The organism is Flavobacterium sp. 83, assembly GCF_000744835.1.
GTDB lineage: Bacteria > Bacteroidota > Bacteroidia > Flavobacteriales > Flavobacteriaceae > Flavobacterium.
This window is the reverse complement of sequence record NZ_JQMS01000001.1, coordinates 3668793-3685370: the sequence shown is the minus strand read 5'-3', so window position 1 is coordinate 3685370 and position 16578 is coordinate 3668793. Positions and strand designations below refer to the sequence as shown.

The window sequence follows — 16578 nt, the reverse complement described above, 5'->3', positions numbered from 1 at the left end:
TAATTGGAACTATAATATTTGTTACTTTCGAAAAATAGTATCAATTTTATCGAAATATTTTAACATTACTATGAAAGATAATTTAAAACCTAATACAGAAAATTCATTAAAACATGTTCTTTTTGGCAGTTTAATAGGTACAACTATAGAGTTTTTTGATTTTTATATTTATGCAAATGCCGCAGTTTTGGTTTTTCCTCAATTGTTTTTTCCTTCAACAGATAGTACCAATTCGGTTTTGTTATCCTTAGCGACGTTTTCGATTGCGTTTCTTTCTAGACCTCTCGGTTCAGCGGTTTTTGGTCATTATGGAGATAAAATCGGTCGTAAGACAACTTTAGTAATTGCTTTGTTGACGATGGGTATTTCAACGGTAAGTATTGGTTTCTTGCCCAGTTATTCCAGCATTGGAATAGCTGCTCCCTTATTATTAATGTTGTGCCGTTTTGGTCAGGGAGTTGGTTTAGGTGGCGAATGGGGTGGAGCGGTATTGTTGGCGATAGAAAATGCTCCGCCTAATAAACGTGCTTGGTACGGTATGTTTCCACAATTAGGAGCTCCAATAGGTTTGTTGCTTTCGGGAGGAACTTTCTTGATTTTGACCGATACGATGAGTGCCGATGCTTTTCTTGATTATGGATGGAGAATTCCGTTTATAGCGAGTTCGTTATTGGTTGTTGTAGGTTTTTATATTCGATTAAAAATTACTGAAACTCCTGCTTTCGAAAATTCTAAAAAAGAACAAGAAGAAGTGAAAATCCCATTTTTCACTTTATTGAAGTTTTATAAAAATCAGTTAATTTTTGGCACATTTGCAGCTATAACTACTTTCTTAGTATTTTATCTTATGACGGTATTTACGCTAAGTTGGGCAACATCAGATTTGGGTTATTCTAAAAGAGATTTTTTATTGATGCAATTGTTTTCGGTATTATTTTTTGCGCTTTTTATTCCAGTTTCTGCTTTAATTGCAGATAGAATAGGACGAAGAAAAATGCTTCTTTATGCTACAATTGCTATTGCTATTTTTGGTTTTGCATTTTCTTTTTTCTTAAACTCAGGCAGTACCATTCTAGTGACTTTGTTTTTATGTGTTGGTATGGCTTTGATGGGATTTACGTATGGTCCTTTGGGTACTTTCTTGTCGGAATTGTTTCCTACTACCGTTCGTTATTCGGGTACCTCTCTGGCATTTAATTTGGCAGGAATCATCGGAGCAGCTTTTGCGCCTATGATTGCGATTTGGTTGGCGACGCAATATAGTTTGACGTATGTTGGTTTTTATTTGAGTACCGCAGCCTGTATCTCTTTATTTTCGTTGTTGATGATTAGCAAAGAAGAACATAAGTTTTAATGATTTACTATCTCTTTAAACTAAAATGACCTCGATATTCTTTTCCATTCGCTCTTATAACAACAAACCAATAATCTGTAGCAGGAAGTTCATGACCATTAACAGTTGCATTCCAACCGATGTTATTTTGTAATTCGGTAATGAATTTCCCATAACGATCGAATATTTTGACGGTTAGTCCAACTTCAATATCTGAAAATTTGATTTTCCAAGTATCGTTAAAACCGTCTCCGTTTGGGGTAAAGAATTTTGGATACATCAATAAATAGACTTCATCAGTTGCAGTTCCGCAACCGTTTTTGTCTCTGACAGAAACGGTATATTGACCGCTGATTAAGTTTGAAAATTGATTGCTATCCTGAAAATGAATTCCGTCGATAGCATATTCAAAATCGCCTGCACCGGTTACAAAAATGCTTATTGTATTTTGATTATCCGTCCAGTCTTGGGTATCAATTGAAGTAATGGTTGCAATATTTGATTTTCGTACTTCAAAAGTCTTTGTACTCGAGCAAGAAATAGTGCTATAATTATTGGTAACTGTAACGAAATAATTTCCTGGATTTGCAACAATTATAGAAGATGTTGTTGCGCCGTTTGACCATAAATAAGAATCGAAACCTGAACCGGCATCAATTGAGATTGTATTATTTTCACAAATGGGAACAACATCTGGAATCGTTATTTTAGGTTTGGATAAAAGGGTTAGTTTTAATTCAACTATAGCGTAGCATGGCGTATTTGAATTGATACGAACGTAGATTTTGTTTTCGCCCAAAGCTAACTTATAATTCGAAAAATTAGTAATTTGATTGGCTGCCAATTGATTTTCTGCACTTGAAAAAGTCGAATAATAAGAAAAAGTATAACCAGTAGTATTGGAGATTAACTTCGTGTTATAATCGGATAAATTCACTTTCTCAGAACCATCATTCAAGTCATCACAAAATAATTCGGTATAATCATTTGCGGGTAAAGTGCTTATAAGTGAAATTGTAACAGCTAATTTATTAGGGCTTTCGCAGCCGTTTTCTGTTTGCGAAGCATAATAGGTCACCCCATCTTGTAAAGTAGTTGAATTTGACAAAAGAGCTCCAGCACTAGTATACCATTTTATTGCAGTTCCAGAAACTACAATAGTAACTAAAGTTGGATTTTGACTTGTGCAAAAAGTTTGAGTTGTATTTCCTGTTGGGGCAGGAGTATTTTGGATATTGATTAAAACAGGTGTTCTGTCGCTTTCACAACCGTTTATGGTTTGTGAAGCATAATAAGTTATTCCGTTTTGCAATTGAGTTGTGTTTGATAAAAGTGTTCCATTTGCTAAAGCATCATACCATTTTATGTTTTGACCAGTTATAGTTATATTGTTTAAAGTGGCATTTTGTTGGATACAGAAGGTTTGAGGTGAAAAAGATGAAGGCTTTACAATATTTAAAAGATTGACAAATACAGATACTCTTTCACTTTCACAACCATTTGAACTTTGCGAGGCATAGTATGAAAAACCAGTCATTAAAGAAGTTGTAATAGGGATAGAATTTCCTCCAAGCAGAGAATTGTACCACTTAATGTTATTTCCTGTAATTTCTAAATTGGCCAAAGTAGGGTTGACTATATTGCATAAATTTTGCGGAGATACTGCCAAAGGTATAGTAGTTGTTTTTAGACTTATTGTGACAGAAGATCGTGGTCCTTCACAATTTCCTGCTGTATTCATAGCGTAATAAGTTTTCCCTTCAACTAAAAGAGTGTTAAATGGAAGTTCGATTAAGTTGCTTTCAGAATTGAACCATTTGATTCCGTATCCCTCGACTGTAATATCGCTTATTGTTGGATTTTGCTTAGAACATATTGTTTGATTCGCTGACTCAAATTTTGGTGGAATATCATCAATGAAGCTTGCTGTTGCATCTTTACGTCCATTCCAATAATAACCAAAAAAGTATGCATTAGGAACATTTATACATTTTAAGTTGGGATTATTTACCCAGCTGTTATAATCATTCCACCAAGTCCAACTAACTGAACTTCTTAAATCTAAGGATATTAGTTGGTTATTATTACATCTAAGAAGTCCTAGGTTGTTGTTTTTTGAAACATCTAAACTTGTTATTTGGTTGTATTCGCAATTCAAAAAGTTTAGAGCAGTATTTTTTGAAGTGTCTAAATTAGTTAAATCATTAAAGTTGCAAATTAATGAATATAAGTTGGTGTTTTTAGAAATGTCTATATTAGTTAATTGATTATTAGAGCAGTGTACTTCGTGTAGCGAAGGATTGTGAGAGAAATCTAAATTAAGTAATTTGTTGTTTAAGCATCTAAAATACTCTAGTTTAGTATTGGTGGTGAAATCTAAATTAATCAAATCATTGTATTCGCATGAAAATGACTTTAGCTGTATGTTATTTGAAATATCCAAAGTTGAAAGTTTATTTGTCCCGCAGGCAAAAATAGAAAGCATAGTGTTTTTTGTAACGTCTAAATTTGTCAATCGATTCTCACCACAGCTTAGGAAATTTAAATTAATTGCATTAGTAACATTAATAGCTGTTAATGAATTATTATTTAACTGCACAGTTTCTAATAAGGGGCAGTTTGAAAGTTCTAAAGTAGTTAATTGGTTAGATGAAGCCGATAAGTATTTTAGATTAGTGTTTTTCGTAATATCTAAACTAGATATGTTATTAAAGCTACAATTTAATTCTGTTAAAGCAATGTTTTTAGAAATATCCAAACTTGATAATCTATTAGAGGAACAAATTAATTTGGTTAAAGCTAAATTTTTTGAAACATCTAAACTCGTAAGCAAGCTGCCATCAATAATAGAAAGTTCAGTTAAAGCCGTGAAATCTTCTATTCCTTTAAGGCTGGCAATAAAATTTTGGCCTCCAGTAAAAAAATCAAGTTTAGTAACTGTATTTATATTTGAAGTTAACACTTTTCCATCAATAGAACCGCTGTCATAACCTTGACGAATCAAAAACCATTCGAAATTTTGATCAGGAATTAAGGTATATTGAGAGTAAGTTGCAAAAGAAGATATAAAAAATAAAAAAAGTAAAATTCGCTTCATAAGTAAGATTTATAGCGAGGTAAATGTAATTAAATATCTACAAAATAAATCCAAATATCAAACAATATAAATGAAATAGAACCTCAAAAATCTTTTCCTGAAAAGAATAGAATTATCCCTTATTTTTGCACCAAACTATTTCTTTTGAAAACGAAACTTTTCCTCATTACGCCTCCTTTTACCCAACTGAATACACCGTATCCAGCAACTGCATATATCAAAGGGTTTCTGAATACCAAAAACATTGAATCGGTTCAGGCCGATTTGGGAATCGAAGTGATTTTGAAATTGTTTTCGAAAGAAGGTTTGCAAAGTTTATTTACCGTTGCAAGTTCAACGTTTAATGCTGGAGAAATTTCAGAAAATTCAAAACGTATTTTCGCTTTACAAGAAGAATATCTTAAAACCATCAATCCCGTAATTGCTTTTTTGCAAGGAATAAATCCAACATTGGCACTTCAAATTTGTCAGGAAGATTTCTTGCCGGAAGCGTCCCGATTTGTACAATTGGAAGAATTGGATTGGGCTTTTGGAACCATGGGAACACAGGACAAAGCGAAACATTTGGCGACTTTGTATCTCGAAGATATTTCAGATTTTATAGTGGAATGTGTCGACGCTAATTTTGGTTTCAGCCGCTATGCGGAACGTTTAGGGCGAAGCGCCAATTCTTTTGACGAATTGTACGAAGCCTTGCAACAAGAACCGACGTATATTGATGGAATCTTGCTTTCGATTTTAAAAGAGAGAATAGAAACGATTGAACCTACATTATTCCTTATTTCGGTTCCATTTCCAGGAAACTTATATTCGGCTTTTCGTTCCGCACAATGGGTGAAAAAGCATCATCCAAATATCAAGATTTCAATGGGTGGTGGTTTCCCAAATACGGAACTGCGTTCGCTTTCAGATACACGCGTTTTTGAGTTTTTCGATTTTATCACGTTGGATGATGGTGAAGCACCAATCGAAGAATTAATAAATGCGGTCACTTCGAGCTTGTCTTCCCGAGCGCAGTCGAGGGGCGAGAAGCAATATAAACGAACCTTTCTGTTGGAAGATGGAAAAGTAGTTTACAAAAATAATTCCGTAAAACACGATTACAAACAATCGCAAGTGGGCACGCCTGATTACTCTGATTTGCTTTTGGATAAATACATTTCGGTTATCGAAATTGTGAATCCCATGCACCGTATGTGGAGCGATGGCCGCTGGAACAAACTCACCATGGCGCATGGTTGCTATTGGGGGAAATGTACTTTTTGTGATATTTCTTTGGATTATATCAAAGTGTATGAACCCGTTGCCGCCAATTTATTGTGCGACAGGATGGAGGAAATGATTGCCCAAACAGGTGAGAACGGATTTCATTTTGTAGATGAAGCGGCACCTCCGGCATTGATGCGTGCTTTAGCTCTCGAAATTCTTCGCAGGAAATTAGCAGTGACGTGGTGGACAAACATTCGATTCGAAAAAAGTTTTACCAAAGATTTATGTTTGCTTCTTAAAGCATCTGGTTGTATCGCCGTTTCTGGTGGTTTGGAAGTTGCTTCGGACAGATTATTAAAATTAATTGACAAAGGTGTTACGGTCGAGCAAGTAGCAAAAGTTACCCGAAATTTCACCGAAGCCGGCGTAATGGTTCATGCCTATTTGATGTATGGTTATCCTACACAAACTATTCAGGAAACCGTGGATAGTCTCGAAATGGTACGTCAGTTATTTGAAGTTGGTGTATTGCAATCGGGATTTTGGCACCAGTTTGCCATGACGGCACACAGTCCCGTGGGCTTGTATCCGGAGAGATTTGGTGTGGTAAAAGAAACCGAAATCTTGGGAACTTTTGCTAATAACGATATTAATTATACCGACTCAACAGGAATCGATCATGATAAATTCAGTTTTGGATTGAAGAAATCCTTGTTCAATTTTATGCACGGAATCTGTTTTGATTATGAGTTGCAGGATTGGTTTGAATTTAAAATTCCAAAGACTAAAATCTCCCCTGATTTTATATTTGACGCTTTACAGGAAGAGGAGGATTTCAACAGTAAACCTACAGCCAAAATCGTTTGGTTAGGCGGAAAACCATTTGTAGAACATTTTACGAAATCCAAAAAAGGAAATTCCTGGGAAATGATGACTTTGACTTTCCATGATAAGAAAGAAAGTTTCAATATTCAAACCAATAGACTAGAAGGAGAATGGCTGGTAGAAATTCTTTTGAAAATTTCTGTTTCTAAGGTTAAAATCTACACTTTTCAGGAAGTTAAAGCTGATTTTGAATCAAATTTAGAAGACTTTGAATTATTTTGGTATTCAAAACCAATTAAAACTTTGAGAGAATTTGGATTATTAGTGTTGTAGATTTATTTCACGATAACTATATTAAATTAGCATAAAACTTTTATTTTTCGATTACGAAAACGTTTTCTTTACTTATTTTTACAACCAATTAAATAAATACACGTATGAGTATTGGTTATAAAGTAAATGTCAATGATACTTTTCATTTTGATTTTGAAAAGGAAAGTATTTCACAACTGGATGCAGTGAGTGTGGAAGCTAATAAATTTCATATACTACATCAAAATACCCCTTATAAAGCGGAAATCCTAACTTCTGATTTTCTTAAAAAAAGCTATACGGTAAAAGTGAATAACAACACCTATGTTGTGGCAATTTCAAATCCTTTGGATATTCTTATCAAAGAAATGGGGTTTGAAACAGGACTTACCAAACAAGTCAATTTTATCAAAGCACCTATGCCCGGATTGATTCTCGAAATAAGTGTTGTGGTGGGGCAAGAGGTAAAAGAAAATGACAACCTGATTATTTTGGGCGCCATGAAAATGGAAAACAGTTTTCTTTCTCCAAAAGATGGCGTTATCAAAACCATTTCGGTTGCTATGGGAGATGCAGTAGATAAAGGTCAGTTGTTAATTGAATTTGAATAAGACTATGAAAAAAATATTAGTTGCCAATAGAGGGGAAATTGCCATTAGGGTGATGAAAACTGCACAAAAAATGGGGATTAAAACCGTGGCGGTATATTCTACTGCGGATAGAAATGCACCTCACGTAAAATTTGCCGATGAAGCCGTTTGGATTGGAGAAGCTCCTTCAAGTCAATCCTATTTATTAGGTAGTAAAATTATAGAAGTTGCCAAATCTTTAAATGTGGATGCCATTCATCCCGGTTATGGATTTTTGAGTGAAAATGCTGATTTTGCTGAAGAAGCCGAAAAAAATAACATCATTTTTATTGGTCCAAAGTCGAAAGCAATAAAAATCATGGGAAGTAAATTAGCGGCCAAAGAAGCCGTTAAGCAATACAATATTCCAATGGTTCCCGGTTTTGACGAAGCCATTACAGATGTCGAAAAAGCAAAAGTAGTTGCCAAGGAAGTTGGTTTTCCAATACTGATTAAAGCCTCAGCAGGTGGCGGTGGAAAAGGAATGCGTGTGGTAGAAAGCGAAGCTGATTTCGAGTCTCAAATGGATCGCGCTATTAGTGAAGCGATTGCTGCTTTTGGAGATGGTTCTGTTTTTATCGAAAAATATGTGGGCTCGCCAAGACATATCGAAATTCAGGTTATGGCAGACAGTCATGGCAATGTGTTGTATTTATTCGAAAGAGAATGCAGCATCCAGCGTCGTCACCAAAAAGTAATTGAAGAAGCGCCTTCTTCGGTTTTAACACCGGAATTGCGAAAAAAAATGGGAGAGGCAGCCGTTTTGGTAGCCAAATCCTGTGATTATTTAGGAGCTGGAACTGTAGAATTTTTATTGGACGAAAATAATAATTTCTACTTCTTGGAGATGAATACTCGTTTGCAAGTGGAACATCCCGTTACCGAATGGATTACCGGAACCGATTTGGTCGAGCTGCAAATCAGAGTAGCTCGAGGTGAAGCATTAGCAATCAAACAAGAAGACCTGAAAATAAAAGGGCACGCGATGGAATTACGTGTGTATGCCGAAGATCCGATGAATGATTTCCTACCGAGTGTGGGTCATTTGGATGTATATCAATTGCCGGTTGGTGAAGGAATTCGCGTAGATAACGGTTTTGAGCAAGGCATGGATATTCCCATTTATTACGATCCGATGTTGGCCAAATTAATCACTTATGGAGAAACCCGAGAAGAAGCGATTCAAATTATGATTAAGGCCATTGAAAATTATCAAGTGGAAGGTGTGCAGACAACATTGCCTTTTGGGAAATTTGTTTTTGAACATGAGGCGTTTCGTTCCGGGAAATTTGACACGCATTTTGTCAAGAATTACTACAGTGCCGAAATGTTAAAAAATCAAATAGCGCAAGAAGCCGAAATCGCTGCGAAGGTCGCTTTGAAACAGTATTTTGAAGATCAAAAAATCGTACGCTTACCGAATTAATTTTTTTTTTTTAACCATTAAGAGATTAAGTTTCATTAAGAAAAGTAAAACTTAACTTTAATGGTTTTATTAGAATCTGTGGCTAATATTAAAAGAATAAATTAGCCACTGATTAAAATGATTTTCACAGATTCTTTTAATAATGAGCATGAAATCTGTGTGAATCTGTGTAATCTGTGGCAAAAAAATTCTGGCTTTAGTCAAAAGCAAAAGGGATATTAAAACTTAGCGGTTAAAAAACAAAGTATGAAAGACAAAATAAATACATTAAACGATAAAATTGCCGAAGCTCATTTGGGTGGCGGTAAAAAACGTATCGAAAAACAACATTCGAATAAAAAACTAACCGCAAGAGAACGTGTCAATTATTTGATGGACGAAGGTTCTTTTGAAGAAATTGGAATGTTGGTAACGCACCGAACGTCTGATTTTGGAATGGAAAAAGAACTGTATTATGGTGATGGTGTAATCACAGGATATGGAACCATAAACGGACGATTAGTTTATATTTTCGCTCAGGATTTTACCGTTTTTGGAGGTTCTTTATCTGAAACCCATGCTGAGAAAATCTGTAAAGTGATGGATATGGCAGTCAAAATGGGAGCGCCCATGATTGGACTAAATGATTCTGGTGGAGCACGTATTCAGGAAGGGGTTCGTTCTTTGGGTGGTTATGCTGATATTTTTTATAGAAATGTACAAGCCTCTGGAGTAATTCCACAGATTTCTGCAATTATGGGACCCTGCGCCGGTGGTGCCGTGTATTCTCCAGCCATGACTGATTTTACCATGATGGTTGAAGATACCAGTTATATGTTTGTAACTGGTCCGAATGTGGTAAAAACCGTAACCAATGAAACCGTAACTTCGGAGGAATTGGGTGGGGCTAGTACGCATTCTACTAAATCTGGTGTGGCGCACATTACTTCTACTAATGATGTGGAATGTCTGGAAGATTTGAAACGCTTGTTGAGTTATTTGCCACAAAGCAATAAAGAAAAAGCACATAATTTACCTTATGAACTCAATGATGAGGTTCGTACCAAATTAGCGACAATTATTCCGGATAATCCCAACAAACCCTACGATATGCACGAGGTGATTGGTGGGATTATTGACGAAGATTCGTTTTTTGAAATTCATAAAAATTATGCCGAAAATATCCTGGTGGGTTTTGCTCGATTGGGAGGGAAAAGCATTGGGATTATAGCCAACCAACCGATGATTTTAGCCGGTTGTCTCGATGTGAACAGTTCGAAAAAAGCGGCTCGATTTACCCGTTTTTGCGATTGTTTTAATATTCCGTTATTGGTTTTGGTGGACGTACCGGGTTTTTTACCGGGAACCGATCAAGAGTGGAGCGGGATTATCGTTCACGGAGCAAAATTGCTATACGCTTTAAGTGAAGCGACCGTGCCAAGAGTAACCGTGATTACCCGAAAAGCGTATGGTGGTGCTTATGATGTAATGAACTCGAAACACATTGGTGCCGATATGAATTTTGCCTGGCCGACTGCTGAAATTGCCGTAATGGGCACCAAAGGAGCCTCGGAAATTATCTTCAAAAAAGAAATTAACGAAGCCGAGGATCATGAGGCAAAACTCTTGGAAAAAGAAGCTGAATATGCCGATTTATTTGCGAATCCCTACATAGCAGCGCAACGTGGTTTTGTGGATGAGGTAATCCTACCACAAGACACAAGACGGAAACTGATAAAAGCCTTTAGCATGCTCGAAAATAAAGTGAGCGTTACGCCCAATAGAAAACACGGGAATATTCCTTTGTGATTGTTTATAAATAGAGAAACCACCTGATGAAGGTGGTTTATTCATTTTAAACTTGAATTCTTTTAATCAATTTGTTCTAGATGTATTTTTATTTACAAAAATAAGGGTCAATTTCTCCCGCTTTTGGTGCAAATGAATTATCATAACACATATGTAGCTTTTTAGATGAAATTGATTGAACTTTCGCATTAACGGAAGTTCCTCTGTTGCTTTCTGGAGCTGATGCAGATTTATCTTGTTTTGCTGGAATATTATAAATTGTTACTATTTCAGTCTTGTAAATTCCGCCATTATCTTTGATATAATCAATATTTACATTTACTTCGTTTAGTAAGTACTCTGTGTTGTTTGTTACAATTATATCCAAGTTACTAATACCTCCTAATTCATTATAAGTATACTGATTAGTACTTGCACTAACATATTGTTCAATGTTATTTCTATAACTTCTATTTTTTTCTGTCAATTCTGCATTTATTCTATCTCTTTCTGCATCTTGATCATCAAGATTATTGGACGAAATGAATTCACCGTTATCATTGTAATTTTGTTCTGAATTTGTTGATGCGTAAATTACTAGTCCAAAAAATAAAACTGCTAAAACTCCAACTCCAATTAGCACATTTCGTAATGTTTTTTTCTTTTTCGGCGCAAAATTTTGGTTATTTTCATAAACTGGTTTTGAAAATATTGGTGGATTTGGATTTGATTTTTCTTCAGAGAAATTTTTAAATTTTGGAGGTAAAATGGTTGAATGTACGATTGATTTTAATTCTTCTACATTATTTGCAGTAGTCCAATTTTGCAATCCCTCAAACCAAATTGGGGTTTCATTTTTAAGTTGCAATGTTTTAAGTTGTTCAAAGTCAAATGGACCAATTTCACTTTGCCCATTATGAATAAAATACTTTCTCATAAATTTTAATTTCTGTTTTTTATTTTTAAGGGTTTTGACTCATTTTGTGGACAACTACCTCATTTCTTTGTTTAAATTTGGCACTAAAATAAGATTTATTTTTCGGATAATTACTATTAATTTAAATATAACGCCAACTTCAAATTAATCCGAAAAACTGCAATTTTGCAAAACCTGTGTTTTTATATATTAGCTATAGTACTTATTTTTAGGAGGATTTTATTTTTAAAATCGTTGTTAATTCTTCCATTGTTAACCAAGGTCTCTTTTTTAAACATCTTTTACGGTTTTCCGTAAAAGGAGAAAATTTTGATTGGTTATTTTGTCATTTTAAAATACCGTTTGGCATTTTTTATTACCATTTGACATTTTAGTATCTTTCTAATAGCAATTACAAGCATAGGTTTGCTTTCTATGTTTTATTTTAACCAACCCACTATAATGTTTAAAAAGAAATCCCTTTTACTAGTATTGCTATTCCTTTCCTTTGCTTCATTCTCACAAAAAGTAGCGGAGCAAAACAGTTCCTTTCTCTATTCAGGAAGAGTGGAGCATCTAGCCGATGATAAAGTGATTTTGATAGTTTTTACCGTGCCGAATATTTGTTTTACCGTAAAAATTTATTAAAACAAAATGACTTTTTAATGTAGATATAGTTTTTACCGTAAAAACCTTCCGATTTATCAATTTTACCGTAACTATTATCTGTTTTACCGTAAAAAGCATTCGAAATAATTGTTTTTCCAGAGAAATAACTATTTTTCCATGAAATTTATTAAAAATTGATTGCAATTAAATAATTGTTTTTCCATATTTGTATTAAATTTTAATTGTTTTTCCAGAGTAATAATTGTTTTTCCAAAAATATAGATTTGTATGGAACAAAAAATAGGGTTTTCTTGGTTGAAAGAATTTTATAAATTGAACAAATGTTCTTTGAAGCATCAATCCTTTATTGGAAAAAAGGATGGAATAGAAATGACTTCGAAAGGTGTCGTTCTTCAAGTATTTAGATCCAGTAAGTTTGCTGTTGAAAACAATCCGCTGGAACATCTTGTTTTTGGAATGAAATACGACTATCTTGATTTTCATTTAATAAAATCTGTTTTTAAAAAAATTCCTGAAAAAGAAATTATTGATTTTATAGGTAATTCTCCGTCAGGAATATACTCTAAAAAAATTGGTTTTCTGTATGAGTTTCTGATGGATAAATCACTCGATTTGGACTTTGTTATTTCTGGAAATTATGTTGATTTGTTAGATAGAAAAAAATATATCGTCGGAAAAACGGTTAAGAATTCTAAATGGAAAATCAACGACAACTTGCTGGGAACTCCAGAGTTTTGCCCAATTGTTAGAAAAACAATCGAAATAGAAACTTTTCAAAATATTGATATTTCAGCTCAAATAACGCAATTACGGAAAGAGTATCCGTTAGACATTTTTAATCGAGCAACCAATTATCTATACGGAAAAGAAACAAAATCATCTTATGAAATTGAGCATGAAAAACCTTCTCCAAAACGCATAGAACGCTTTGTCTCCTTATTAATGAAAGCGGGAACAATTGGGGAAGAGGAAATGTTTGAAGAGAAAAACTTAACGCTTTTGCAAAATGAAATTGTAGATCCAAGATTTGCCGTAAAAAGCTATCGTGATTTTCAGAATTATGTGGGGCAATCACTTCCCAATTATTCGGAAATGCTACATTATATATGCCCGCCACCGGAACTGGTTCCTTCTTTGATGGATGGTTTAAAACAAGTTGCCTTAAAAACGGGAACCACTTCAACATTAGTTCGAGCCAGTGTGTTGTCGTTTGGTTTTGTTTTTATTCACCCTTTTGAAGATGGAAATGGGCGTTTGCACCGATTTTTGATACACGACACCTTAGTTCGGGATAAAGTGGTTCCCGATGGTTTGATTATACCGGTTTCGGCACATATACTGAATAATCTCAAGGAATATGATGCTGTCTTGGAAGATTTTTCCAGAGAATTAATGCATATAATTGATTATGATAAAGATGATAAAGGAATAATTCAGGTTTTAAATTTAGAGGAAATAGAAAGCTATTACCGATTTCCTGATTTGACCGTTCAAACTTCTTTTTTAGGAAAAACAATTCAAGAAACCGTGATGACAGACATTCCGAATGAGCTTGAATTTATTATGAGATACGATGAATTGAGACTTTCTATTCAGGAAATTGTTGATATGCCCGACAGAGAAATTCATTTGATGATCCAATTTTTGCATCAAAATAAAGGAGTATTTCCAAAAAGGAGAAGAAAAGATTTTGAAAAAATAACCGATGCTGAAATAGAATTGATGGAGAAAGAATATCAAACTATTTTTGAATTGTAAAATGGTAAAGTTAAATGTATTGAAAGCTATTTTTATTGCCTAAAATTGCATTACAATCTTTCGCAATAGAAAATACCTTTTGGTGTTTTTTTATTACCATTTGACATTTTAGTATCTTTCTAATAGCAATTAAAAGCATACGTTTGCTTTCTATGTTTTATCTTAACCAACGCATTATAATGTTTAAAAAGAAATCCCTTTTACTGGTATTGCTATTCCTTTCCTTTGTTTCCTTTGCTCAAAAAGTAGCGGAGCAAAACAGTTCCTTTCTCTATTCCGGAAGAGTGGAGCATCTTACCGATGATAAAGTGATTTTGATAGGTTCCGCATCGTCTGTTTCGTTTAATTTTAAAGGGGATTTGTGTTCTATTTCGTTACAAAGTCTTGAAGAACACCAAAATTATGTTGCATTAGAATTAGATGGTACTTATATTGGAAGAGTTCGAATTGAAAAAGGAGTGTTGCAGTCCTTTCCCATTGTAATTTCCAAAAAGAAAAAAACACACCGTCTCACCATTTATAAAGCTACAGAAGCTTCGAATGGTGGGGTTTTATTTGGTGGAACTACAGCCAGACTAACCCAAATCACTCCTGAATACAAAAAGAAAATAGAACTCATAGGCGATTCTATTACATGTGGTTTTGGTAATGATACGGCAGCAATTCCTTGTGGAACTGGAGAATGGTACGATCAGCATAATGCGTATTGGGCGTATGGACCTATCGTTTCTCGTAGTCTGAATGTGGATTATGTGTTGAGTTCCGTTTCTGGATTTGGGATGTATCGCAACTGGAATGACGAGCATAAAGACGAAGCCATTATTCCTGATGTTTATGAAAATTTGTATTTGAATAAAGACAATTCAAAACCGTATGATTTTGCTTTTCAACCGGATTTGGTTAGTATTTGTTTGGGAACGAATGACCTTTCGGATGGTGACGGAAAAAAAGAACGATTGCCTTTTAACGAAGAAAAATATGTTTCAAACTACATCAATTTTATCAAAACAGTTTATAAACATGCGCCAAATACCAGAATAGTATTGTTGAACAGTCCGATGGTTTCGGGAGACAGAAATGTAACTTTGGTGCGTTGTTTGAAAAAAGTGATTCATGCTTTTGAAAATGATACCCAACACAAAACCATTGCCTTATTCGAATTTCAATCGATGAAACCAAACGGTTGTGGTTCGCATCCGGATATTGCTGACGACAAAATAATGGCCGACCAATTAACTCCTTTCTTTAAAAAATTACTAGATGAAAAATAATATAATTGTTTTTGTTCTTTCTCTAATACTGTCACATTCCGCTTTCGCAAATGTTACGCTTCCAAATGTGCTTTCGGACAATATGGTTTTACAACGCAATTCCGAAGTTAAGATTTGGGGTTGGGCGAATCCACAGGAAGAGGTCGTTATAACTCCAAGTTGGAATCATCAAGAGTATAAAATCAAAGCCAGCAATCAGGCTAAATGGGAAATGAATATACCAACTCCAAAAGAAGGCGGACCGTATACAATTTCCATAAAAGGATACAATGAAATTGTATTGAAGAATATTTTGATTGGCGAAGTGTGGATTTGCTCGGGACAATCCAATATGGAAATGTCAGCGAGTTGGGGCATTGAAAACGGGGATGAAGTGGTGAAAAATGCCACGAATCCGAATATCCGATTTTTTATGGTTCCCAAATTGACGGCAACTGCACCACAAAACAATGTATCGGGAAACTGGACGGAATGCACGCCAGAGACGATGAAATATTTTAGTGCAACTGGTTATTTCTTTGCTAAACGTTTACAGGAACAGTTGAAAAATGTACCTATTGGTTTGATTGGTTCGAATTGGGGTGGAACGCCAGCGGAGATTTGGATGCCAGAAGAAGTCATTCAAAAAGATGCGGTTTTACTGGAAAGTGCCAAAACCCGAAAAGAAGAATCCTATGGACCCAACCAACCAGGACGCGCTTTTAATGCGATGATTTATCCTTTGGTGGAATTTAAAATTGCAGGTGTGATTTGGTATCAAGGCGAATCGAATGTGGGTTCAACGGTTTATGACAAAACCTTTTCGGCTTTAATCACTTCTTGGAGAAAATTATGGAAGTATGAGTTTCCGTTTTATTATGTCCAGATAGCACCTTATCAATATGGAGAAAATCATTTTGGAGGTGCTGAAATTAGAAATGCGCAACGCAAAGTATTGCAAGAAGTTCCCAATACCGGAATGGCGATGACCAGCGATATTTCTCGTATAGATGATATTCACCCAAAAGACAAGAAATCAGTGGGTACAAGATTGGCGAATTTGGCTTTGGTGAATATGTATAAAACCAACTCAGATTTGATACACGGACCGCTCTACAAAAGCATGAAAATCGATAAAAATAAAGTTGTTGTTGCTTTCGATTATGCCGACGGATTGTATTTTAAAACAAAAAAATCAAATCAATTTGAAATTGCCGGAACTGATAATGTGTTTTATGAAGCGGAAGCCGTGATTAAAAAAAACACAGTGATTTTAAAATCGGATAAGGTGGCACATCCTGTCAAAGTTCGTTTTGCATGGACGAACACAGCACAATCAGAGTTGTTTAATAAAGCGAATTTACCTGCTTCGTCATTTTTGAGTGAATGATAAAATTTTAAACAAGTTAACCACATAAGGAATATA

General features: G+C 34.8%; 11 protein-coding genes. 9 read left to right on the top strand and 2 right to left on the bottom strand.

All coding sequences use genetic code 11. From position 1 onward, the window contains the following. Positions 1 to 70: 70 nt before the first annotated feature. Positions 71 to 1354 carry an MFS transporter gene (locus tag T410_RS15860; RefSeq protein WP_035673640.1) on the top strand — a complete coding sequence of 428 codons (1284 nt, stop codon included), beginning with the start codon at positions 71 to 73 and terminating at the stop codon, positions 1352 to 1354. Between the two features lie 7 nt (positions 1355 to 1361). Here the strand turns inward: T410_RS15860 and T410_RS16595 are convergent, their stop codons facing one another. Next, the gene (locus T410_RS16595; protein ID WP_051929467.1) at positions 1362 to 4430 is read right to left on the bottom strand and encodes a T9SS type B sorting domain-containing protein; all 3069 of its coding nucleotides are present in this window, start codon (positions 4428 to 4430) and stop codon (positions 1362 to 1364) included. A gap of 144 nt (positions 4431 to 4574) precedes the next feature. On the opposite strand from T410_RS16595, the gene T410_RS15845 reads away from it, so the two are divergent. The 4 genes from T410_RS15845 (at position 4575) to T410_RS15830 (ending at position 10619) form a co-directional block, all read left to right on the top strand. Next, entirely contained in the window at positions 4575 to 6797 is a 2223-nt protein-coding gene (locus T410_RS15845) for a radical SAM protein (RefSeq protein WP_035673638.1), read from the top strand. Positions 6798 to 6901: 104 nt separating this feature from the next. Then, the gene (locus T410_RS15840) at positions 6902 to 7387 is read left to right on the top strand and encodes an acetyl-CoA carboxylase biotin carboxyl carrier protein subunit (RefSeq protein WP_035673636.1); all 486 of its coding nucleotides are present in this window, start codon (positions 6902 to 6904) and stop codon (positions 7385 to 7387) included. Between the two features lie 4 nt (positions 7388 to 7391). Continuing rightward, positions 7392 to 8831 (top strand): acetyl-CoA carboxylase biotin carboxylase subunit, encoded by a 1440-nt coding sequence (gene accC / locus T410_RS15835; RefSeq protein WP_035673633.1) that lies wholly within the window; start codon positions 7392 to 7394, stop codon positions 8829 to 8831. 246 nt (positions 8832 to 9077) lie between these two features. Next, positions 9078 to 10619 (top strand): acyl-CoA carboxylase subunit beta, encoded by a 1542-nt coding sequence (locus T410_RS15830; RefSeq protein ID WP_035673631.1) that lies wholly within the window; start codon positions 9078 to 9080, stop codon positions 10617 to 10619. A gap of 88 nt (positions 10620 to 10707) precedes the next feature. Here T410_RS15830 and T410_RS15825 read toward each other — a convergent pair whose 3' ends face one another. Next, the gene (locus tag T410_RS15825) at positions 10708 to 11535 is read right to left on the bottom strand and encodes a DUF4339 domain-containing protein (protein ID WP_035673629.1); all 828 of its coding nucleotides are present in this window, start codon (positions 11533 to 11535) and stop codon (positions 10708 to 10710) included. Between the two features lie 441 nt (positions 11536 to 11976). Between T410_RS15825 and T410_RS16980 the strand changes: the two genes are divergently transcribed. The 4 genes from T410_RS16980 to T410_RS15810 all read left to right on the top strand — a co-directional run bounded on the left by T410_RS16980 (position 11977) and on the right by T410_RS15810 (position 16542). Then, entirely contained in the window at positions 11977 to 12162 is a 186-nt protein-coding gene (locus tag T410_RS16980) for a hypothetical protein (protein ID WP_152556966.1), read from the top strand. A 249-nt stretch (positions 12163 to 12411) separates the two neighbouring features. Continuing rightward, the gene (locus T410_RS15820; RefSeq protein ID WP_035673626.1) at positions 12412 to 13902 is read left to right on the top strand and encodes a Fic family protein; all 1491 of its coding nucleotides are present in this window, start codon (positions 12412 to 12414) and stop codon (positions 13900 to 13902) included. 179 nt (positions 13903 to 14081) lie between these two features. Continuing rightward, positions 14082 to 15173 (top strand): SGNH/GDSL hydrolase family protein, encoded by a 1092-nt coding sequence (locus T410_RS15815; protein ID WP_035673623.1) that lies wholly within the window; start codon positions 14082 to 14084, stop codon positions 15171 to 15173. After that, positions 15163 to 16542: a sialate O-acetylesterase gene (locus T410_RS15810; protein ID WP_035673621.1), complete on the top strand. Its 1380-nt coding sequence runs from the start codon at positions 15163 to 15165 to the stop codon at positions 16540 to 16542. The genes T410_RS15815 and T410_RS15810 overlap by 11 nt, the downstream gene beginning before the upstream one ends. Positions 16543 to 16578: the final 36 nt, after the last annotated feature.